General features: G+C 69.4%; 20 protein-coding genes. 14 read left to right on the forward strand and 6 right to left on the reverse strand.

The window, feature by feature from the left end; all coding sequences use genetic code 11:
- Nucleotides 1-6: 6 nt before the first annotated feature.
- The 3 genes from G5T42_RS04190 to G5T42_RS04200 are packed head-to-tail and all read right to left on the reverse strand — an operon-like array spanning nucleotide 7 to nucleotide 3,784.
- Nucleotides 7-909, reverse strand: a complete 903-nt coding sequence (locus G5T42_RS04190) for a phytanoyl-CoA dioxygenase family protein (protein ID WP_165125880.1) — start codon at nucleotides 907-909, stop codon at nucleotides 7-9.
- 28 nt (nucleotides 910-937) lie between these two features.
- Entirely contained in the window at nucleotides 938-2,746 is a 1,809-nt protein-coding gene (locus tag G5T42_RS04195; protein WP_347104229.1) for a glycoside hydrolase family 2 TIM barrel-domain containing protein, read from the reverse strand.
- A 27-nt stretch (nucleotides 2,747-2,773) separates the two neighbouring features.
- Complete coding sequence (locus G5T42_RS04200; RefSeq protein WP_165125883.1) at nucleotides 2,774-3,784, reverse strand: LacI family DNA-binding transcriptional regulator; 1,011 nt, start codon at nucleotides 3,782-3,784, stop codon at nucleotides 2,774-2,776.
- A 160-nt stretch (nucleotides 3,785-3,944) separates the two neighbouring features.
- Between G5T42_RS04200 and G5T42_RS04205 the strand changes: the two genes are divergently transcribed.
- Genes G5T42_RS04205 through G5T42_RS04215 form a run of 3 tightly spaced genes read left to right on the forward strand, consistent with a single transcriptional unit; the run spans nucleotide 3,945 to nucleotide 7,115 of the window.
- Nucleotides 3,945-5,249: an ABC transporter substrate-binding protein gene (locus G5T42_RS04205; RefSeq protein WP_165125886.1), complete on the forward strand. Its 1,305-nt coding sequence runs from the start codon at nucleotides 3,945-3,947 to the stop codon at nucleotides 5,247-5,249.
- Nucleotides 5,242-6,225, forward strand: coding sequence for a sugar ABC transporter permease (locus G5T42_RS04210; protein ID WP_241245954.1), 984 nt, complete (start codon nucleotides 5,242-5,244; stop codon nucleotides 6,223-6,225). Before G5T42_RS04205 ends, G5T42_RS04210 begins: the two co-directional genes overlap by 8 nt.
- Nucleotides 6,222-7,115, forward strand: coding sequence for a carbohydrate ABC transporter permease (locus G5T42_RS04215; RefSeq protein WP_165125889.1), 894 nt, complete (start codon nucleotides 6,222-6,224; stop codon nucleotides 7,113-7,115). The genes G5T42_RS04210 and G5T42_RS04215 overlap by 4 nt, the downstream gene beginning before the upstream one ends.
- Here G5T42_RS04215 and G5T42_RS04220 read toward each other — a convergent pair.
- From G5T42_RS04220 to G5T42_RS04230, 3 genes are all read right to left on the reverse strand, one after another.
- Nucleotides 7,105-7,923 (reverse strand): helix-turn-helix transcriptional regulator, encoded by an 819-nt coding sequence (locus G5T42_RS04220; protein WP_165125892.1) that lies wholly within the window; start codon nucleotides 7,921-7,923, stop codon nucleotides 7,105-7,107. The two genes, G5T42_RS04215 and G5T42_RS04220, sit on opposite strands and share 11 nt — an antisense overlap.
- 57 nt (nucleotides 7,924-7,980) lie before the next feature.
- The gene (locus G5T42_RS04225; RefSeq protein ID WP_165125895.1) at nucleotides 7,981-8,286 is read right to left on the reverse strand and encodes a hypothetical protein; all 306 of its coding nucleotides are present in this window, start codon (nucleotides 8,284-8,286) and stop codon (nucleotides 7,981-7,983) included.
- Between the two features lie 114 nt (nucleotides 8,287-8,400).
- Entirely contained in the window at nucleotides 8,401-9,549 is a 1,149-nt protein-coding gene (locus tag G5T42_RS04230; RefSeq protein WP_165125898.1) for an AAA family ATPase, read from the reverse strand.
- Nucleotides 9,550-9,747: 198 nt separating this feature from the next.
- Here G5T42_RS04230 and G5T42_RS17550 point away from each other — a divergent pair, with 198 nt between their 5' ends.
- The 11 genes from G5T42_RS17550 (at nucleotide 9,748) to G5T42_RS04280 (ending at nucleotide 20,086) form a co-directional block, all read left to right on the forward strand.
- A complete protein-coding gene (locus tag G5T42_RS17550) occupies nucleotides 9,748-10,113 on the forward strand; it encodes a sigma factor (protein ID WP_241245955.1) in 366 nt (121 codons plus the stop codon).
- A complete protein-coding gene (locus tag G5T42_RS17555) occupies nucleotides 10,110-10,388 on the forward strand; it encodes a hypothetical protein (protein ID WP_347104232.1) in 279 nt (92 codons plus the stop codon). The genes G5T42_RS17550 and G5T42_RS17555 overlap by 4 nt, the downstream gene beginning before the upstream one ends.
- Nucleotides 10,385-10,807: a hypothetical protein gene (locus G5T42_RS04240; protein WP_165125901.1), complete on the forward strand. Its 423-nt coding sequence runs from the start codon at nucleotides 10,385-10,387 to the stop codon at nucleotides 10,805-10,807. Before G5T42_RS17555 ends, G5T42_RS04240 begins: the two co-directional genes overlap by 4 nt.
- A gap of 78 nt (nucleotides 10,808-10,885) precedes the next feature.
- Nucleotides 10,886-11,386: an SDR family oxidoreductase gene (locus tag G5T42_RS04245; RefSeq protein ID WP_165125904.1), complete on the forward strand. Its 501-nt coding sequence runs from the start codon at nucleotides 10,886-10,888 to the stop codon at nucleotides 11,384-11,386.
- 193 nt (nucleotides 11,387-11,579) lie between these two features.
- The gene (locus G5T42_RS04250) at nucleotides 11,580-12,740 is read left to right on the forward strand and encodes a polysaccharide deacetylase family protein (protein WP_165125907.1); all 1,161 of its coding nucleotides are present in this window, start codon (nucleotides 11,580-11,582) and stop codon (nucleotides 12,738-12,740) included.
- Nucleotides 12,741-13,043: 303 nt separating this feature from the next.
- Nucleotides 13,044-14,558 (forward strand): sugar transferase, encoded by a 1,515-nt coding sequence (locus G5T42_RS04255; RefSeq protein WP_165125910.1) that lies wholly within the window; start codon nucleotides 13,044-13,046, stop codon nucleotides 14,556-14,558.
- A gap of 339 nt (nucleotides 14,559-14,897) precedes the next feature.
- Nucleotides 14,898-16,046, forward strand: a complete 1,149-nt coding sequence (locus G5T42_RS04260) for a DUF1972 domain-containing protein (RefSeq protein ID WP_241245957.1) — start codon at nucleotides 14,898-14,900, stop codon at nucleotides 16,044-16,046.
- Nucleotides 16,043-17,155, forward strand: coding sequence for a Gfo/Idh/MocA family oxidoreductase (locus tag G5T42_RS04265; RefSeq protein ID WP_165125916.1), 1,113 nt, complete (start codon nucleotides 16,043-16,045; stop codon nucleotides 17,153-17,155). The genes G5T42_RS04260 and G5T42_RS04265 overlap by 4 nt, the downstream gene beginning before the upstream one ends.
- Before the next feature lie 2 nt (nucleotides 17,156-17,157).
- Nucleotides 17,158-18,048 carry a hypothetical protein gene (locus tag G5T42_RS04270; protein WP_206535709.1) on the forward strand — a complete coding sequence of 297 codons (891 nt, stop codon included), beginning with the start codon at nucleotides 17,158-17,160 and terminating at the stop codon, nucleotides 18,046-18,048.
- Between the two features lies 1 nt (nucleotide 18,049).
- Nucleotides 18,050-19,264, forward strand: a complete 1,215-nt coding sequence (locus G5T42_RS04275; RefSeq protein ID WP_165125919.1) for a glycosyltransferase — start codon at nucleotides 18,050-18,052, stop codon at nucleotides 19,262-19,264.
- A gap of 384 nt (nucleotides 19,265-19,648) precedes the next feature.
- Nucleotides 19,649-20,086 carry a DUF4352 domain-containing protein gene (locus tag G5T42_RS04280; RefSeq protein WP_165125922.1) on the forward strand — a complete coding sequence of 146 codons (438 nt, stop codon included), beginning with the start codon at nucleotides 19,649-19,651 and terminating at the stop codon, nucleotides 20,084-20,086.
- Nucleotides 20,087-20,114 lie beyond the last annotated feature (28 nt).

Consider the following 20,114-nt stretch of genomic DNA (forward strand, 5'->3'; position numbering starts at 1 on the left):
GCGAGGTCAGGCCTCGCCCATCATGAGGCCCTCGATCGAGTGCTTCTGGACGATCGGCTCGAGCTCGTCGACGACGGGGCACACGAGGTGGCGTCGCACGCGCTCGGGCAGCTGCTCGTAGAAGCCGCGGGTGACCGCCATGTCGTGGTGCTCCGCATTGCCGGCGCCGGGCGCATCCACGCCGAGGACGAGGACGGGGCGCGCACGATCGGACGTGTTCGCCGTGCCGCGGTGGATCGTCAGCGCCGAGCGCACCGAGATGTCGCCGCGCTGCGGGTACTTGCGGACCGCGAGCTCATGGAAGCGGGGATAGAGCGACTTGTCGGGGAACATTTCGTGCTCGAAGTTCTCGGGGAGGTCCCACTGCGTCGTCGGCGCGATCTCGAACGGGCCCATGTCCTCGGTCGTGTCGACGGCGGTGACGTTGAAGGCGAGAGACGTGAGGCGCCCCGTCTCGCGCGTCTCGTCGGGCATCGGGAAGTCGCGGTGGAACGGCTGATCCTTCGCGCCCGGGTTGGGCACATCGAACCCGAGCTCGATGATCTGGTAGTCCGGGCCGAGGACGGCCTCGCAGACGCCGCGAACCCAGGGGTGGTCGACGAGGTCGAGCCAGCCCCGCATCTGCTCGGGGTGGATCTCGACGTAATGCCGCTTCGGGCCCCGGCCCACGGCCCCGCCTTCACGGCCGAGGGCGTCCTGGTACGCGACCTCGATGTCCTCGCGCAGCGCGTCGGCCCACTCGGGCGTGAATGCGCCCTTGCGGCCGTCGATGCCGTCGCCGTAGAGCGCCGTCACCGTCTTCGCGATGTCGGGGTCGAGTCCGTCCGTCTCGATGGGTGCCGGGGTGGCCCGGGGCACATCGTCGGTCTGGGTGGTCGCCGGGATCGTCCCGGGCACTTCGTCGTGCATGTGTCGTCTCCTCGGTGTCTCTGGTGGATCAGCGGCCCGTGATGGCGCGCCGGATGCGCTCGATCGGGATCTTCGGCTCGCGCGCCTCGGTCAGGAGGCCGTTGGTCTCCTGGAGGGTGTCGGTGAGCTGGGTGTAGCAGAAGCCCTGCAGGGCACGGCTGTCGTGGACGGCGCCCATAAGCCCCTCCAGGCGCTCGGCGAAGTCGTCGCCGCTCGAGGCGGTGGAGTAGCCCCAGGCATGGTCGTGGGCGTCGACGTCGTACGAGATGCCGCCGAACTCGGTCAGCATGACGGGCTTGTCGTCGACATCGCCCGAGAGGATCAGGCGCCGGCCGGCCGGGCCGGCGGTGCGGATCATCCGGTCGACGGCGGCGCGGTCCGCATACCGCTCGCGCATGATGTCGGGATCGGCCTCGTAGTCGTGGATCGCGACGATGTCGGTGTCGACCTGCTCCCAGCCGTCGTTCGACACGACGGGGCGCGTCGGGTCGAGCGCCTTCGTGAGGTCGACGAGCGACCGTGCGTAGTGCTGCATCCGCGCGTCGGAGGCGATGTGCTGGACCCCCCAGCTCTCGTTGAGAGGAACCCAGGCCACGATCGACGGGTGCGAGAAGTCCCTGCGCACGATGTCGAGCCACTCGCGGACCATGCGCTCGACGGCGGTGGTGGAGTACTCGAAGGCGGCCGGAGCCTCGCCCCAGACGAGGATGCCGAGACGATCCGCCCAGTACAGGAAGCGCGGGTCCTCGAACTTCTGGTGGACGCGGGTCGCGTTGAACCCGAGGTCCTTGATGAGCTGCGCCTCGGCGCGCAGGGCGTCGGCCGACGGCGCGGCGAGGTGGGACTCGGGCCAGTACCCCTGATTGAGCACCGAGCGAAGGTAGTAGGGCCGGTCGTTCAGCCAGAAGGCGTTCTGCCCGACGTGCACCGTGCGCAGTCCGAGGTAGGACTGGACGGCGTCGTCGCCCACCCGCACGTCGGCGTCGACGAGCCGCGGATGCTCGGGCGACCACAGCAGCTGCTCGTAGCCCTGGCCGTTGCCCAGCAGGGGCACGGGGAGTGAGACCGTGACCGAGGCCCGGTCCGTCGAGGTCGTCACCTCGCCCAGAACCTTTCCTCCGAACGCGAGCCGGATGCTCACGGCCACCGGCTCGGCGGGCACGCGCGAGAGGTCGAGTCGCGCCGAGACCGTCGCGGCGTGGACGTCCGTCACCCAGTGGACCGAACGGACCGAGACCGGCTCGACGGCCTCGAGCCAGACCGGCTGCCAGATGCCGCTCGTGCGGTGGTACCAGATGACGTGCGGGTGCTCGAGCCAGTCCTGCTTGCCGCGAGGCTGCTCGACGTCCTCGGGGTCGTCCTCGACGCGGACGACGATCGAGTGCGTCTCCCGCTCGTGAAGGGCCTCGGTGATGTCGATGGCGAAGGGGGTGTGCCCGCCCTCGTGCGCGCCGACGAACGACCCGTCGATCCAGATCCGGCTGCGGTAGTCGACGGCGCCGAAGTGGAGGAGGATGCGCGATCCCTCGCGACGGCCCGCCGCCTCGAGCTCGGCTGCGCCGAAGCCGCGCTGGTACCAGACGACGCGGTGATGCGCCGTCTCACCGACCCCTGAAGCCGCCGATTCCGGGGGGAACGGGACGACGATCGTGCCGGCCAGCGACTCGCGCTCGAACCACCGCTCCTCGAGCCCGATGTCGGAATCATCGTGCTGGAAGGACCACTGGCCGCAGAGATCGGACCAGTGCTCGCGCACGAGCTGCGGGCGGGGGTATCCGGCCGGCACTTCGCGCGGGCCGGACCGGTTCAGGTCGTCGTCGAACATACCGACCAGCATGACGGAAATCTACAGCGCTGTAAACTCTCAGATCTCGGGAGCGCTCTCGCGGAACACGATGCGGTGCGGGGCGAGCTCATGACGTCCCATCCCGTCGTACCCCTCGATGCGCTCGACGAGCATCTCGAGCGCGCGTTCGACGAGCGCCGGGAGGTCCGGTGCGACCGTCGTGATGCTCGGATACGTCACGGCGGTGATGCCGATGTTGTCCCAGCCGATGATCGCGATGTCGTCGGGCACCCGCAGGCCGCGCTCCTGCACGGCACGCAGCGCGCCGATGGCGGCGAGGTCGTCGCGGCAGAAGAGCGCGTCGACGCGGATCCCCTCGTCGAGCGCCGCGCCGACCGCACGGGCGTTCTCGAGCGCTGAGACCTCACGAGCGGGGATGAGGAGCGAGGGCTCGGGCGCCAGACCCGCCTCCTCGATCGCGTGCTGGTAGCCGGCGATGCGCAGCCGCGACGTGTTCGAGAGGCCGCCGGCCTCATGCCCGACGAAGCCCACGCGCCGGCGCCCCATAGCGATCAGGTGCGTCGTCGCCTCGGCGGCGGCGGCGCCGTTGTCGATCATGACCCGGTCCATCGTGAGCGGCGCGGCCGCCTCGCCCAGGAGGACGATCGGCACGTCGCCGCGGTGGCGGGCGACCTCCGTCGACGACATGACGCTCGGCTGGAAGAGGAACCCGTCCACCAGTCCGGCCTCGGAGCTCGCGACGACCTCCCGCTCCCCCTCGAGCGTTCCATCGGTCTCCTCGAGGATCAGCCGGTAGCCGAAGCGCTGCGTGCTGCGCGAGCTCTTCCGTGCCAGTTCAGCGAAGTAGGGCACTCCCACATCGGCGAAGGCCAGCGCGATGAGTCCACTGCGACCGGTGGCGAGACGTCGCCCCATGACGTTCGGACGGTAGCCGAGCTCGTCGATCGCGTTCTGCACGGCGGTGCGGGTCTTGGCGCTGACATGCGCGTAATTGCGCACCACGTTGGAGACCGTCTTCATCGAGACGCCCGCGTGATCAGCGACATCTTGGAGAGTGACTCCAGCCATCGCACCTCCCGTATCCAAGTCGGACGAGACCACCCTAGTCACGCCAAGGGGCTTGACAGTAGAATTTCTAGCGCTGTAGATTCTCGCGGACAAGGCGATGGGTCAAGAGGTCGCGTCTGACCCAGACGTGATGGGCCCACACTCAAAGGAGAGCGATCACATGAAGAAGGCGTTCGTTCGGGCACTCGGCATCGCAGCGGCGGTGGGGCTCGGAGTAGCGCTCACCGGTTGCGGCGGTTCGTCGGGCACCACCGGCACCGTCTCTGGCGACGGCGAGTACGACGGCCCCAAGGTCGATATCACGTTCTGGCACGGCTGGACGGGTGGCGCAGCGCCCACCCTCGTGCCGAAGCTGATCGAGAAGTTCAACTCGGAGCACGACAACATCGTGGTCAAGAACGTGCCCCAGGAATGGGGTGACATCGCGGCCAAGATGCCCCTCGCCATCAAGGCGGGCAAGGGACCCGACGTCGCGGTGCTGCACGGCGACGACCTCGCGACCTATGCGGCGCAGAAGCTCCTGCTCAATGCCGACGACATCGTCAAGGGACTCGGCTACAGCGCCGACGACTTCCCTCCGGGTGTCTACGAGGCGGGCGACTACAAGGGGACGCAGTACGCGATCCCGTGGAGCGTCACCCCGCTCGGCCTGTTCGTCAACAAGGAGGTCCTGAGCCAGGCCGGCATCACCGACATCCCGACGGATCAGGAGTCGTACACTGCGGCTCTCGAGGCCCTCAAGGGCGTGGGCATCCAGGGTGAGTGGGTGGACGGCTACGTCTTCACCGGCACTTTCGAGTTCGAGAGCCTGCTGTGGCAGTTCGGCGGCGACCTCTACAACGAGGACGTCACCGAGGCGACCTTCAACTCCGACGCCGGCGTCCAGGCGCTGACGTGGATGACCGACCTCATCAAGGACGGCTACAGCCCCGCCAACGTCGCGCAGGACGGCAACATCAAGGCCCTCCTCGCCGGTCAGACCGCATTCAACTGGAACGGCGTCTGGCAGACGACGAACAGCGCGTTCGCCGACCTCGACTGGGCTGCGGCTCCCGTGCCCCAGATCGGCACCGAGAAGGCCGTCTGGTCGAGCTCCACGCACTGGGTCTTCCCCGCGAACAAGGGCCAGGACAAGAACAAGACGGCCGCGGCCGCGACGTTCGTCAAGTGGATGAACGACAACTCGGCCGGGTGGGCCGAGACCGGTGAGCTGCCCGCCGCGAACGACGTGCGCAACGACCCGACGCTCGTGCAGAACTACCCCAACCTGCAGCCCTTCATGGACGAGCTCGAGTACGCCCACTACGAGACCGTCTCCCCCGGCATCGCCGAGGCGAACGCCCTCATCACCACCGCGATCAACGAGGCCCTCAACGGCAAGAAGACGCCCCAGGAAGCGCTCGACGACGCCGCGAAGAAGGCCGACCAGATCCTGAAGCAGAACCAGGCGAAGTACGGTGGCTGAGATCGTCACCACCCCCGCCGTGGCTCCCCAGCGTGAGAACGCTGGGGAGTCCGGCGGGACTCCCGCCAACAGGGCGCGTGGAGGCCGGCGTCGCACGCTGATCGCCTACCTGTTCCTCGCGCCCTTCCTGATCCTCTTCCTGACCTTCGTCGTCGCACCGGCGGTCTTCGGCCTCTGGATCAGCGTCACGGACTACAGCCCCTTCAGCGACGTCCAGAACTTCGTCGGGCTGCAGAACTACATCGCGCTGTTCGACCCGAACAGCACCTTCTCGGGCGACTTCTGGCAGTCGATGGGCGCCACGGCGATCTTCGTGATCCTCTCCGTGCCCTGCCTCGTGCTCATCCCGCTCGGGATCGCGCTGCTGCTCAACCGCAAGATCCGGGCCGCGGCGACCTTCCGCACCGTCTTCTTCGCGCCCTACGTTCTGGGCGTCGCCGTCATCGGCGTCATCTGGGGCTACATCCTCGACACGCAGTCGGGCATCCTGAACCACCTGCTCGGCCTCATCGGCCTCCCCGATGAGATCCCGTGGACGGTCAACGTGCCGTGGGTGTGGGTCACGCTCGTCGGTGTCACGGTGTGGTGGACGATGGGCCTGAACACCGTCATCTTCTTGGCGGGACTGAAGGGGATCAACGGCGATCTCTACGAGGCCGCCGCCCTCGACGGCGCCGGCCCGTGGCGGAGCTTCACGTCGGTCACGATCCCCGGACTCCGGCCGGTGATGCTGTTCATCACGACGACGACGGTGCTCGCGAGCGCGAACATGTTCGGTCAGTCGTATCTGCTGACGGCCGGCGGCCCCGGCAACACGACGCGGACGGCGATCATGTACATCGCCGACCAGGGTCTGTCGCAGAACAACATGGCGCCCGCCGCGGCCATGAGCTACATCCTGTTCGCCTTCCTCGCGGTGATCAGCTTCGTCAACTTCCGCTTCCAGCGCGAGCGCGTCGAGAGGACCGTCGCATGACCACCACGGCGATCCCCGAGACCCGGCAGCAGACGACGACGGTGCCCGAGAAGCGCAAGCCCTCAGGCCGCCGCATCGCGGGCACGACCGTGCTGTACATCGTGCTCGGCATCCTGGCGCTCATCATCATCCTGCCGCTCATCTGGATGCTCATCACGTCGTTCAAGACGGATGCCGACGCCGTGCGCAACCCGTACGGCTGGCCGAATCCGTTCTCGACGGAGGCGTACACGACGCTGCTCACAAGCGGCGAGCAGCCGATCTTCCTGTGGCTGTGGAACAGCTTCGCCGCCGCGACCATCCAGACGATCCTGATCCTCGTCACGGCCTCGATGGGCGCCTACGCCCTGGCGCGCATGGAGTTCGCGGGGAAGAAGATCGTCTTCGGCGTCATCATCTCGACGCTGCTCGTGCCGCCGGTCGTGTTCCTCATCCCGAACTACCTGATCGTGCAGAACCTCGGATGGCTCGACACGCTGCTCGCGATCACGGTGCCGGGGGCGGCCGGAGCATTCGGGATCTTCTTCCTGAGGCAGTTCTTCGTGGCGCTCCCGGTCGAGATCGAGGAGGCCGCCCGCATGGACGGCGCGGGCGAGTTCCGCATCTTCCTGCAGGTCGTGCTGCCCCTGGCCCGCCCGGCGCTCGCGACGCTCGCCGTGCTGTCGTTCCTCAACAACTGGAACGACTTCCTCTGGCCGGTCTACGTGCTGCTCTCGCCCGAGAACATGACGCTCCAGCCAGGCCTCGCGATGCTGCAGGGCGCGTACCGCACGCACTTCGCGATCGTGATGGCCGGCGCGGTGATCGCCTCGGTGCCGGTGCTGATCCTCTTCGGCATCGCGCAGAAGCAGATCGTCGAGTCCGTCGCGGGAGCGGCCGTCAAGGGCTGATCTGAGTGTGCGGGCGCGCCGGGCGATCGGAGTCGACCAGTCCGAGCTCGTAGGCGATGAGCGCGGCCGAGACGCGGTCGCGCACCCCGATCTTGCGGTAGACGTGCTCGAGATGCTTCTCGACCGTCCGCGGCGACACACCCAGCTCGCGGGCTGCAGCCTGAGCGCTGCTCCCGCCCGCGATGAGACGAAGGACGGCGAGCTCCCTCCCCGAGAGGGAGCTCGCCAGTTCCTCCGGCACCGCCCGCGCCGCGAGGATCTCCGCCTGCCTCTGCAGTGACGTGAACATCCGCTGCAGGAAGCGGGCGAGCTCGAGATCGTCGTCGGTGAAATCCAGGCCGGGCCGGCAGACGACGACCGCCTGGTGCTCGATGCCGCGCACCAGCATCGGGATCGACAGCTGCTGCTCCGCCCGGAGTCCCCGCAGCAGGTCGTAGACCTCGTGTGTCTGCCAGGCGTCCAGGAAGCGCGGCGGTACGCGTCCGACGGACTGCGGGGCGGTGTCACCCGTGCGCGCGTACCACTGGAGCAGCGGGTGGTAGTCGAACAGCTCGAAGTCGAGCACCCGGAAGAGCTCTGCGATGGCTCGATTCGCCTCGTGCGAGTCGGGATCCGTCGCAGACCACCCGTAGCCACGTACCGTCACGCGGCCCTCCTTGTCACGGAGGTTCGACGTCGCCATCCGCGCATCGAAGCTCGACAGGACGCTGTCGCGCAGGTCGTCGAGGGGCACTTCGACGATCGGCCGCTGCAGCACTTCCGCGGTGATGAGGAACCAATCCGCAAGTCTTCTGTCGAGCGAAGACATGGCAACACGGTAGTCCGCCTCATGCACCGTGACTACGGGGCTCCGCGTTCGACCAGGTCAGCGCGCGATGGCACCAGGCGGGCTCTGGGGGAGGAGCAGCGACCCGAGCAGCTGCCCCGGCCGGGGTTCCCTCTCGGGCAGCTGCCGCCGGGCGCAGACCACGGCGTACCCGCCGGCATGCGCCAGCCCGCACACGACGCCGCCCTGCGTCGGCCCGTCGCCGGCGCGAGGCTCGGCATCGGCGCCGACCGCGGAGCCCATGAGCGCCGGAAGAAGGGCCAGGGAGAGGATGGCGGCGCGGGACGTCCCTCGCACTGCGCGCCCCCGAGCGTGCAGCGCATCCCGCGAACCTGATCCGTCCATGCCATCATCTCCCCGGCATCCGCCCTCCCTGTGGGCGGTGAATCGCCTCCAGGATGGCGCGGGTGCCGCCGACGGCAAATACGTGGAACTACGCAGGATGCCGCGGCCCGGCGGTCAGCGGGACGGCCACTGCCACGGCGGCTCGTCGAGGCTCCCCTGACCGACGACCTTCGTCTCGCCGGTCGTCTTCTCGAGTTCGGCGACGGCCGCGCCGGCCCGGCGGAGCGCGCCGACGATCGGCTCGGCGTGGGACACGACGATGACCTGCGAGTGCTCGGAGGCATCGACGACGAGGCGCGCGAGCGGGGGCAGCAGGTCGGGATGGAGGCTCGTCTCGGGCTCGTTGAGCACGACGAGACCCGCGGGGCGAGGCGACAGGAGCGCGGCGACCCACACCAGGTAGCGCAGTGTGCCGTCGGAGAGCTCGGCGGCACGGAGAGGCCGGAGGAGATCGGGCTGCGAGATCGCGAGCTCGAAGCGGCCCTCGCTCTCCGTGACGGTGACGCGGCTCCCGGGAAACGCCTCGTCGATCGCGGCGTCCAGCCGCTCGGCGACGCCGAGTTCACGGATCGTCTGGATCGCGGAGGCGAGGTCGCGGGCATCGGCCGACAGCACGGGCGTCCGCGTGCCGATCTCGGCCGACCGGGCCGGGGCGGCGGAATCGGTGCGCACGTGGTCGTAGAAGCGCCAGCCGCGCAGCACGGCGCGCACGGCCCGCACCTCCGGCGAGTCGACCTCGTCGAGCATGCTCTCCCACGAGGCGAGCCGGCGATCGAGCGGCTCCCACGCACCGCTCTCGCGGAGCCTCACCTGAGGCCCCCGTCTTTCGGCGAGCGCCGTCGCCGGCCGGAGCGTCGCGCCGTGCCACACCGCCTCGGCCTTGATCTCGGGGTCGCGTCCGAACATCGAGGTCTTGTCGGGCAGCGGGAGTCCCAGGTCGACCGCATATCCGAAGTCGTCGCTCGCGAACCCCATCCGGAGTGCGACGGGGCCGCTTCTCACGAGACCCTGCGCCGGCGCGCGGCCTGCCGCGACCTCCCGCCCGAGCACCTCGGGCCCCGCCCACAAGGTCGACGGGAGCCCGCCCTCCCGGGCGAGCGCGGTGACCGCACCGTCGCGGCCGGCCGCGGCGAGGAGTCTCAGCGCGCGGTACAGACTCGACTTGCCGCTGCCGTTGGGACCGGTGACGACCGTCACCCGGTCGAGTCCGAGCCGCAGCCGCCGGATCGAGCGGTACCCGTCGATCGCCAGCGCAGTCAGCACGGGCGCCAGTCTAGGCAGAGGCGTCGACACGGGCGGGGGACGAGGCATCCGTCGTCACAGATCGGGATGCCGCCCGGTCAACCCTTGCGAAGGGCTCGCGCATGCGCGACCGGCGGAAGGGATTTCTGTGGAAAGTGTTGCCACGGGCGCGAAACAGAGGATGATCGGAGCCGCCCCCGTTCCGATGACCACCGCCGCATGATGCACGACGAACCCGAATCGCCGCGCACGGACGACGACCTGGCGTCCGCTGCCGCGGTGTTCGCCGACTCCCGGCGGCGGCTCTTCGGTATCGCCTACCGCATGCTCGGGAGCGTCGCGGATGCCGAGGACGTCGTCCAGGAGGCGTGGATCCGGTGGCAGGGGGTCGATCGCCGGGGGGTCGTCGAGCCGGCGGCTTTTCTCGCGCGCCAGCTCGTGAGCCGTGCACGCAAGCATCTCGCGACCGGTCGGCGAGCGGAGGTCGCGGCATCCGAGCAGCGGCGGCTGCTCGACGCGTTCCTGCTCGCCGCGCAGCGGGGGATGTCGAGGCTCTCGAAGCGCTCTTCGCCGACGATGTGGTGAGCTACACCGACGGCAACGGCGTGAAGCTCGCGGCGCGCATCCCGGTCGCCGGGCGCGAGCGCGTCGCGAAGTTCATCGCGGCCTTCGCGCACCACTTCTGGAATGGCAAGACGATCGACCGCGTCGAGGTCAACGGGCAGCCCGCCGCCGCGCTCACCGAGAACGGGCGCGTCACCACGGCGGTCACCCTCACGGCCTCTCGCGACGGCATCCTCCAGCTCCTGTGGATCATGGCTCCCGAGAAGCTGCGGCATGTGACCGGCGGAGGAGCATGAGACGACGCCCCCGCGCGACCTGGCCCCTGCGCGCACGAACCGACCCCCGGTCGCTCATGCGGCGCCAGCGCCTCGCCGTCCGCGCACTCGCGTACGCGTGCGACGAGCGCGACTTCTCGCGGCTCGTGCGCGTGCTGCATCCCGATGCGACGCTCTATGTCGACAGCGGCGGCCGGGTGCGCGCACCCCTCGAGCCCGTCGGCGGCCGAGCGCGGATCGTCGACATGCTCGTGCGGTTCCTCGACGCGCACCCCGAAGCTGTCGCCGTCGAGTGCCCCGTCAACGGCGAACCCGGCATCGCGCTGCACACCGGCCACGACATCGTCGGCGTCGTGACGGTCGGCCTCCGCGCGGAGCGGATCTCGCGCGTGTGGCTCGTGGTCAATCCCGACAAGCTGCGCGCCTGGAACGCGCACTGACCGTCACAGATGCGCTCGCCATCCGGTCATCCCTTCGAGGCGCCGCTTCCGCGGCGACCGATGCGAAAGGGAAGAGACATGGCAAAGATCGTCGTCATCGGCGGAACGGGACTCATCGGATCGAAGGTGGTCGCCAAGCTGACGGAGCAGGGCCACGAGGCCGTCGCGGCCTCGCCGAACACGGGGGTGGACTCGATCACCGGCGAGGGCCTCGCCCAGGCGCTCGACGGGGCGCAGGTCCTCGTCGACGTCTCCAACTCGCCGTCCTTCGAAGAGAGCGCCGTGCTGGACTTCTTCACCACCTCGACGAACAACCTCATCGCGGCGGAGAGGGCCGCAGGAGTCGGACACCACGTCGCGCTGACCATCGTCGGCACGAACCGTCCGCAGAGCATCCCCTACTTCCGCGCCAAGGTCGCGCAGGAGAAGCTCATCCGCGAGTCGGGCATCCCCTTCTCGCTCGTGCACGCGACGCAGTTCTTCGAGTTCGACGACCTCACGCTCGTACCCGTCGAGGGGGCCTCGGTCTTCGAGACGACCCTCGCCGAGTGGCTGCCGGCGAACCCGCCTCGCGGGTAGTCGCGAGCGCCACAGGTTCCTGCGAGCGCCGCGTCGATCGGCGGGGCGCTCGCAGGGAGCTGGGGCGGTCGGCGCGGCATCCACCACCCGCCTGCGCCTTCGCAATCCGGCGCCCGCCTTCGCCTATCATTTCGCACAGGCGGATCGTTCATGGGGCTGAACGAGCCGCAGTCGACAGGGGGTTCACGCGGCCATGAGTTCCGACGGTTCCGCGGGCGCACCTCGACGCCCCTCGAAGCGCGTGCGGCGTCGCCGCTTCCTCGCGGTGCTGATCGCCATACTCGTCGTGATCGGCGGGACTGCTGCGGCCATCACCGCGATCGCGTTGACGAGGACGACGGATGCCTCGGCCGCCCCCTCGCCGACGCCTACGGCGACACCCGTCCCCACGCCGACTCCGACGCCTCTCACGCCGTCGGAGCAGCTGCTGGCCTCGACCCAGGATCCGAACGCCTGCGCGGTGAGCTTCGAGGGGGACGGGATCTCGGATGCGCCGCAGCTCCAGACGCAGGGCGCCCTCTACAGCGCCCTGCCGATCCCTTCGCGCGACGGGTCGGTGTTCGCCGGGTGGTACGCGACTCCGGCGGACGCGGCATCCTTCAACATCCCGGCTCGCATCAACGGGTCGGAGCTCGTCGCGTGCACCCAGCAGCAGATCACCCTGTACGGGTCGTGGAAGACGCCTGAGGAGAACGCGGCGGAGAACGCCCGCATCCCGATCATGATGTACCACCAGTTCACCGCGAACCCGGCCGGCGAGAGCGGATGGCTGCGGGGCAACTACGCGTACATCGGCGACTTCGACGCCCACATGAATCACATCGCGACGGGCGGCTTCTACCTGCCGACGTGGGACGAGCTGAGCGCCTTCATCGACGCGCGGCTGTGGCTGCCTAACCACTCCGTCATCATCACCGACGACGATGCGGACCAGTCGTGGTTCGATCTCGCGGCCCCGGTCGTCGACAGGTACAAGCTGCTCGCCACCTCATTCATGATCACGGCGTACCGGCAGGATCCGCCGCCTAACCCCTACGTGCTCCGCCGCTCGCACACCCACGACATGCACAAGGCGGGGGCCAACGGCGAGGGCGAGATGGTCAATCTCACCGCCGAGCAGATCGCCGCGGACATGGAGACCTCGGCGCAGGTGCTCGGCGTCAAGGAGGTCATGGCGTACCCCTACGGGCATTACAACGAGACCTCGAAGGAAGGCCTGCGTCTGGCCGGCTTCGAGATGGCTCGGACGATCGAGCCCGGCTACGTCACGATCGGCACGGACAAGCTCGCGCTGCCGGTCCAGCGGATCAACTACGGGATGGGAGTCGACGCCGTCGCCAGGCTGATCGGCTGACTGCGCCCCGCGGGCGAATTCGCGGGGCCCATACCGGAACCGATTAACGCAAGTCAAATCGGGGGCGAACAATCTCTTCCCTTCCGCGTGCACCGGAGGTACAGTGGCGTTGCGCAAGGGGCTTGGGAACCCTTTAGTGTCCGGCACACCCGGTCGGATCAGCGCATCTGGGGACGCTGGACGTCGTCGATGTCGTCGACGTGCACGTCTGACTTGGGGTAGAGGAATGTCTATCGGGGACGCACAGCCGTGCGCACGGTGGACCGCGGCCTGAAGCTGGCCGTAAAGGGTGCGGCGTCGCCAATGGGCGCCGAAGCGGAGACCCGAATTCCGCTTCGGCGCTCGGCGACGACCGCCCCGCGGCCAGCCAATCTGCCCGCGGCCATCGCGCCGCGTAGTCAGCCTTCGCTCGAGCGAAGGCATCTTTGGGAGCGCCGGTATCGGCGTCGTCTCGTCATCACCGACGCCTTCGCCGTGATCGCGGCCACCGTCACGACGGCGAGCCTCGACATGCCGAGCTTCTCGCTCACGTCCGTCGCGGGCGCGGCCCGCGTCGCGGTGCCGGTCATGGTCGCGTGGCTCGTGCTCCTGTGGCTCGGCCGCACCCGCGAGCCCGGCATCCTCGGGTCGGGTGCCGCCGAGTACAAGCGCGTCGCCCACGCGACGGGCTTCGCCTTCGGCATCGTCGCGATCCTCTTCGTCTTCTTCCAGCTCGACGGACTGCGTCTGCAGCTGGCGATCGCGCTGCCCGCCGGGCTCGTCGCTCTGCTCGTCGACCGCTGGCTGTGGCGCAAGCGCCTCATCAGCGAACGCAAGCACGGTGACTGCGTCTCGCGCGCGATCGTCGCCGGCACGAGGCAGGACGTCGAGTACGTCATCGGCAACCTCGTGCGCGACCCGCACCACTGCTACCGCGTCATCGCCGTGACGACGGACGGCAGCGCGCCGATCGTGGTCGACGGGCGGTCGTACCCCGTCGTCGGACCGATCCAATCGACCGCCGACCAGACCCGGCTCTCGGGGGCTGACGCCATCATCGTGGCGAGCATCCCGGAGGGCGACCGCGACTTCCTTCGGCGGCTCAGCTGGCAGCTGGAGGGAGCCGCCGCAGAGATGGTCGTCTGCAGCAGGCTGACAGAGGTCGCCGGGCCCCGCATCTCCCTCACGCCGCTCGACGGCCTGCCGCTCATCCAGGTCAAGATCCCCGAGTTCGAGGGTGGGGTCCACGCCTTCAAGAGGGCCTTCGACCTCGTCTTCGCAAGCCTCGCGCTCCTCCCGATCCTGATCGTCCTGCCCTTCATCGCCCTCGCGATCCGGCTCGACTCGCCAGGACCGGTGTTCTTCCGGCAGACCCGCGTGGGTCGTGACGGCGGGTACTTCCAGATCTTCAAGTTCCGCACGATGCGCGCCGACGCCGAGTCGCAGCTCGAGCTGCTGCGCGCGGGCAACGAGGGTGCCGGTCCGCTCTTCAAGCTGCGGCACGACCCGCGCGTCACACGCGTAGGGGCCCTCCTGCGCAAGTACTCGCTCGACGAGCTGCCCCAGTTCTTCAACGTGCTGCGCGGCGAGATGAGCGTCGTCGGGCCGCGTCCTCCGCTTCCGCGGGAGGTCCTCGACTACGACGGCACGGTGAGCCGCCGGCTGTACATCCGGCCCGGCATCACGGGGCTCTGGCAGGTCAGCGGCCGCAGCGATCTCTCCTGGGAGGAGAGTGTGCGCCTCGACCTGCGCTACGTCGAGAACTGGTCCCTCACGTCGGACCTCATGATCATGTGGCGCACCGCCCGGGTCATGGTCGCTCCGAAGGGGGCGTACTGACATGACGACCAAGACCGGAGCGACACGTGCGGACGCCGTGTGCGTCGGCGTCCGCACGCGTTCGCTCTCCGTTTCCATCCACACCTCCGGCGGTCACCGCGCCGGCCCGAATGCTTCACGATCCTGCGCCGCCCGCCCGCACCTAACCGCGGTGCCCATCTGGTCAGCCCCAGTCCGGACATGGCACCGCATGTGTTTCGCCCCCAACAGCGGGCGGGTGGCGCAGCCTTTCCCACGGCGGAGGGGTGCCCTGGGGCGCACCCTCGCGATGCCGGACGCTCCGCGGAACGTGACGCCGTCCGCGGCGGCGCGCTCTCGATCCTGAAAGGACATCGCACGGTGGCCTCGACAGTCCGCATCCTCGGCACCCATGGGGTGCCGGCGAACTACGGCGGGTTCGAGACCGCCGCCGAGAACATCGCCCTGCACCTGCGGGACCGGGGCTGGTCCGTCGACGTGTACTGCCAGCTCCCGGGGGTCGGGCGCACGAAGAACGACGAATGGAACGGCATCGCCCGCACGCTGATCCACGAGCCGAAGGAGGGATGGCGCGGAACCGCCGCGTTCGACCTCACCTCCATCCGGCACGCGATGGCGATGCATCGACCCGGCGACGTGTGGCTCACCTTCGGCTACAACACCGGCGTGTACGACGTGCTGCCACGGCTGCGCGGCATCCCGAACGTCATCAACATGGACGGGATGGAGTGGACCCGCAAGCGCTGGGGTCCTCTCAAGCAGGGGATCCTGCTGGGCAACGAGCGGTGCGCGGGCTGGGTCGGCGATGTGCTGATCGCCGATCACCCCGTCATCGCCGAGTATCTGCAGCGGCACTTCGGCCGCCGGCGGGTGCAGACGATCACCTACGGCGCCCATGAGGTCACGCGGGCGGCGACGGATGCCGCGACCGAGCTCGGTCTCACGCCCGGCCGGTACGGGATCGTGGTGTGCCGGCCCATCCCCGAGAACTCGGTGCTCGAGATCGTCCGCGCCTGGTCGGCCGAGGTGCGCGGCATGCCGATCGTCGTCGTCGGGCCGTACGGACCGGACGACGCCTACCAGGCCCAGGTGATGGCTGCGGCCTCCGCGGAGGTGGTGTTCCCGGGAGCGATCTTCGACCAGGAACGCCTGCGGTCGCTGCGCTTCCACGCGGCCGTCTACGTGCACGGCCACACGGTGGGCGGCACCAACCCTTCGCTCGTCGAGGCGATGGCGGCCGGAAACCCCGTCATCGCCCACGACAACCGCTACAACCGCTGGGTGGCGGGCGGCGAGAACGCATACTTCACCGACACCGAGAGCCTCCGCCGCGTACTGCGCGGCGTGCTCTCGGACGAGGACCGGCGGCGCCGCATGGGGGCGGCCAGCCGTCGGCGGTTCCGCGATGAGTTCACGTGGTCGCGGATCGGCGGGCAGTACGAGCAGGCGCTGCTCGGCGCGCTCGAGCGCCGAGGACACGTGCCGCAGAGGATAGGGGCGAACGCATGATCGATGTCGCAGTGGTGGGTCTCGGGAAGATGGGGCTGTCGCATCTGGCGATGGTGCGGGCGCACCCCGAGGTCCGGGTCGTGGGGGTCTGCGATGCGACGGGGTATCTACTCGACATCCTCTCCAAGTACACGGGTGTGCGGACCTTCAAGGACCTCGACCGGATGCTGGACGAGGCCAAGCCGCAGGCGCTCATCGTCGCGACGCCGACGCACCTGCACTCCGGCATGATCCAGTCCGCGCTCGAGCGAGGCATCCACGTGTTCTGCGAGAAGCCGCTCGTGATCGACCCGGCCCAGAGCGCGGTTCTGACGGATGCCGCGGCAGCCCGGGGCCTCGTCACCCAGGTCGGGTATCACAACCGCTTCGTCGGCGCGTTCCGCGAGGTGCAGCGACTTCTCGAGGCGGGGGCGATCGGGGCCGTCAACACGACCCTCGCCGAGGCCTACGGGCCCGTCGTGCTCAAGCCGGCTGGTCACACATGGCGGAGCCAGCGCGCGACCGGCGGCGGATGCCTCTACGACTACGCCGCCCACCCGCTGAACCTCCTCACGTGGTACCTCGGCGCGCCGGAGTCCGTGAGCGGGAGTCAGCTGACCAGCATCTTCTCGGCGAACATCGACGACGCCGTCGCGAGCACGCTGCACTACCCCGGCGGAACGGCGCAGATCGTCGCGAACTGGGCGGACGAGTCGCAGCGGAAGATGACGACCAAGATCACTCTGTGGGGCACGCACGGCCGGATCTACGCCGACCGGCAGGAGATCCAGGTGTATCTGCGCGACACCGCCCCGATCCCCGAGGGGTACCGGGCGGGATGGAACGTCCGCTACACGACGGAGCTCACCGAGGCGCCGTGGTTCTATCTGCGCGGCGAGGAGTACAGCACGCAGCTCGACTCCTTCATCCGCCGCGTGATCGACGGCGCGATCGAGGGCGAGAACGACTTCGCCTCGGCGGCCGTGACCGACCGGGTCATCGCCATGATCAGCGAGGATGCCTCGCGCGTCGGCGCGCGGCTCACGCGCGAGGGCGCCGCGGCGCGGCAGGCGCCGGCTCCGAGACGCGGGATCAGCGCCGCGTTCCGCGCACTGAGGGCGGGGGCCTGACGATGACCACCACCGCCACGCGGACCATGGACCGGCTCCTGTTCGGCGACAACCAGTTCTTCGGCGTCAACCACATGTCGGAAGAGAAGGCGCGCGCGCAGCAGATCCGGTTCCAGGACGTCGACGCCATCATGCAGGTGATCGACGCCGCCTACGACGAGGGCGTTCGCACGTTCATGTGCACGACGCACGACCGCATCGCCGAGGTCTGCGATCGCGTCCGCTCGAACCCGCAGCGGTACGCCGGCATGTCGTTCTTCCCGTGCATGCCGTACGCGCACAAGTACGCCAATGCGGTGACGGATGACGGATTCCTCGGCGCCATCCGTCGATTCCTTCCCGACGAGGGCCTCCTCGACAGCATCGCGCGCGGAGCGTCCTCGCTCGCGCGCAAAGACATCGAGGGCGTGTCGACCCTGCTCGTCGACGCGGAGCTCAAGATGTTCTCGGGCCTCCAGACCCCCGTCATCTGGATGCAGAACGTCGTGGTGGATCTCCTCTCCGGGCTCGGCTTCACCGACGCGCTGCGCATCTTCGCTGATCACGTGCGGGCCCGCTACAACGCGGAGCCGGGGTTCATCACGATGAACCTTCCGCGCGTGCTCGACGATCTCGATCGCGCCGGCGTCGAGAACCCCCTCGTCTGCTCCAACATCAACAAGCTGGGCTTCCGCATGTCGGGCGGGGTCGATGCGTACCGCGAGGCGATGGAGAAGCGGCCCTTCCGCGCCGTGGCCATGTCGGTCTTCGCGAGCGGAGCGCTCCCGCCCCGCGAGGCCGTGGAGTGGGTCTGCGGTCTGCCGAACCTCGAGTCCATCGTGTTCGGGGCCTCGAGCCGGGCGAACATCGCCTCGACCGTGGCCCTCGTCGACGAGTACTGGCCGGAGCGGTGACATGCCCGCCGGGACGGAAGCATCCGCGCGACCGCGGACGGTGGTGATCGCCAATCCCTCGGCCGACCTCTACGGCTCCGACCGCATGATGCTCGAGGCCGTGCGGGGCCTCGCCCCGCGCGGCTGGCGCACCGTCGTGACGTGCTCGGTCGACGGCCCCCTCGTGCCGCTCCTGCGCTCCGCCGGCGCAGAGGTCGTGGTGCTCCCCGCCCCCGTCATCCGCAAGAGCATCCTGAGCGTCGGAGGGATGCTGTCGCTCCTGCGAGACATCGTCGTGCAGGTGCCTCGCATGCGGCGACTCCTGCGCGATGTCGCACCCGATGTGGTGCTCGTCAACACCGTGACCGTGCCGTTCTGGACCCTCGTCGCCCGCGCCTTCCGGCAGCCGGCGATCGTCTACGTCCACGAGGCGGAGGCCGGGCTCTCCCGTCCGGCACGCGTCATGCTCACCGCGCCCCTCGCCCTCGCGAACGGCGTGATCTTCAACTCCGAGACCAGCCGACGGGTCTCGGGCTCCGCCGGACCGGATCGGGGAGGTCGGACGATCGTCGTGCCGAACGGCGTCGCGGGCCCCGCGGACCGCCGACCGCCACGGGAGCGGGTGACCGGCGCATTCCGCATCGTCTACGTGGGCCGGCTGTCGCCGCGCAAGGGCACCGACCTCGTCGTCCGGGCCGCGGCTCTGCTGCGCGATGCGGGCATCGACCCCCAGGTCGAGATCGTCGGCTCGGTCTTCCCCGGCTACGAGTGGTACGAGGCGGAGCTGCGCGCGCTCGTCGCGGAGCTCGGCCTGGAGTCGCACGTGCGCTTCTCCGGCTTCCGCGAGACGGTGTGGCCCGCGTACGCGGCGGCGGACGTGGCCGTCGTCCCCTCCCGGCTGGACGAATCCTTCGGGAACGTCGTGATCGAGGCCCTCCTCAGCGAACGCCCCGTCGTGGTCGCCGATCACACCGGACTGACGGAGGCGGCGGCCGGATTCTCCGCGGCCGTCCGCGTCACTCCCGACGATGCCGAGGCCCTCGCGTCCGGCCTCCGTCGCATCCACGACGACTGGGACGAGTACCGGCGGCGAGCGCACGCCGACGCGCTGCGCGCGGGCCGCGAATTCAGCACCACCCGGTTCCACGACCGACTGGCGGATGCGCTCCAGCAGCACGTCGCTCCCCCGCGCCGCGCGACGACAAGGGATCGGCAATGGACGCCGGCACTCGACTGAAGAAGGCGCATCCGAAACCGACAGGTGCGGATCGGCGCGCGAGGATCTATGCTTTGCCCACTGGGGATCGTGTCACTTGGGAATTGGCACGGCGAATGCGCACCGTCGCGCGGAGCGCAGGGTCCTCCCCGCACTCGAAGTATGGGGATTGGACAATCGTCATGATTGTTCGCGCGTGCGCTCTGTTCGCTGCCACGGTGCTCTGCATCGGCCTGGCAGCCTGCTCCGCCGAGCCCGCGTCCCAGGCCGGCGCGCCGGCGCATCCGTCGGCATCGGCGTCGGCACCGGCATCCCCCCCACTCCACCGCTTCCCCGGCCCCCGAGCCGACCGCGTCGGCGTCCGCGCCTCCCACGACCGCCGATCCGGACCAGCCCGTCCCGAAGGTGGGCCGCGCCGGAGTCACCACGGCCCCGGCCCAGAAGGCCGAGCCGGCGGCGCCCTCGGATCCCGTCGCCTATCCGGACGGCGTGTCGGTGCGGATCACCGACGTGTCGTTCGCCGAGGAGACGGCGAAGGGCCCGGGAAGCTTCCCCGGCCGCGCCTTCGCCCGCCTCAGCCTGGAGCTGACGAACGGGTCGTCCGACCCCATCGACCTCGGGACGTCCGTCCTGACGCTGCTCGACAAGAGCGGCACCCCCGTCCAGCCCGTCTACGCGGACGAGGCGGACGTGCACGACTTCGCCGGGACGCTGAGCCCCGGCGGCAAGGCGACCGCCGTGTACGCCTTCGCGGTCCCCGACGACTCGAAGTCGCAGATCACGCTGGTGGTCGACTTCGACGCGGCCCACACATCAGCCGTCTTCCGCGGAGGCCTCGAGTGACATGCCTCCCGTGACCGTCCTTCCCACG

It is taken from the genome of Microbacterium sp. 4R-513 (assembly GCF_011046485.1).
In the GTDB taxonomy this organism is placed as follows: Bacteria; Actinomycetota; Actinomycetes; order Actinomycetales; family Microbacteriaceae; genus Microbacterium.

Excerpts from the sequence above, each read along its gene's own strand:
- G5T42_RS04220 (WP_165125892.1), bottom strand. The coding sequence starts at position 7,923 with ATGTCTTCGCTCGACAGAAGACTTGCGGATTGGTTCCTCATCACCGCG.
- G5T42_RS04245 (WP_165125904.1), top strand. The coding sequence starts at position 10,886 with ATGGCAAAGATCGTCGTCATCGGCGGAACGGGACTCATCGGATCGAAG.
- G5T42_RS04225 (WP_165125895.1), bottom strand. The coding sequence starts at position 8,286 with ATGGACGGATCAGGTTCGCGGGATGCGCTGCACGCTCGGGGGCGCGCA.
- G5T42_RS17550 (WP_241245955.1), top strand. The coding sequence starts at position 9,748 with ATGATGCACGACGAACCCGAATCGCCGCGCACGGACGACGACCTGGCG.
- G5T42_RS04215 (WP_165125889.1), top strand. The coding sequence starts at position 6,222 with ATGACCACCACGGCGATCCCCGAGACCCGGCAGCAGACGACGACGGTG.
- G5T42_RS04255 (WP_165125910.1), top strand. The coding sequence starts at position 13,044 with ATGGGCGCCGAAGCGGAGACCCGAATTCCGCTTCGGCGCTCGGCGACG.
- G5T42_RS04265 (WP_165125916.1), top strand. The coding sequence starts at position 16,043 with ATGATCGATGTCGCAGTGGTGGGTCTCGGGAAGATGGGGCTGTCGCAT.
- G5T42_RS04195 (WP_347104229.1), bottom strand. The coding sequence starts at position 2,746 with ATGCTGGTCGGTATGTTCGACGACGACCTGAACCGGTCCGGCCCGCGC.
- G5T42_RS04190 (WP_165125880.1), bottom strand. The coding sequence starts at position 909 with ATGCACGACGAAGTGCCCGGGACGATCCCGGCGACCACCCAGACCGAC.
- G5T42_RS04275 (WP_165125919.1), top strand. The coding sequence starts at position 18,050 with ATGCCCGCCGGGACGGAAGCATCCGCGCGACCGCGGACGGTGGTGATC.
- G5T42_RS04240 (WP_165125901.1), top strand. The coding sequence starts at position 10,385 with ATGAGACGACGCCCCCGCGCGACCTGGCCCCTGCGCGCACGAACCGAC.
- G5T42_RS04205 (WP_165125886.1), top strand. The coding sequence starts at position 3,945 with ATGAAGAAGGCGTTCGTTCGGGCACTCGGCATCGCAGCGGCGGTGGGG.
- G5T42_RS04270 (WP_206535709.1), top strand. The coding sequence starts at position 17,158 with ATGACCACCACCGCCACGCGGACCATGGACCGGCTCCTGTTCGGCGAC.
- G5T42_RS04200 (WP_165125883.1), bottom strand. The coding sequence starts at position 3,784 with ATGGCTGGAGTCACTCTCCAAGATGTCGCTGATCACGCGGGCGTCTCG.
- G5T42_RS04250 (WP_165125907.1), top strand. The coding sequence starts at position 11,580 with ATGAGTTCCGACGGTTCCGCGGGCGCACCTCGACGCCCCTCGAAGCGC.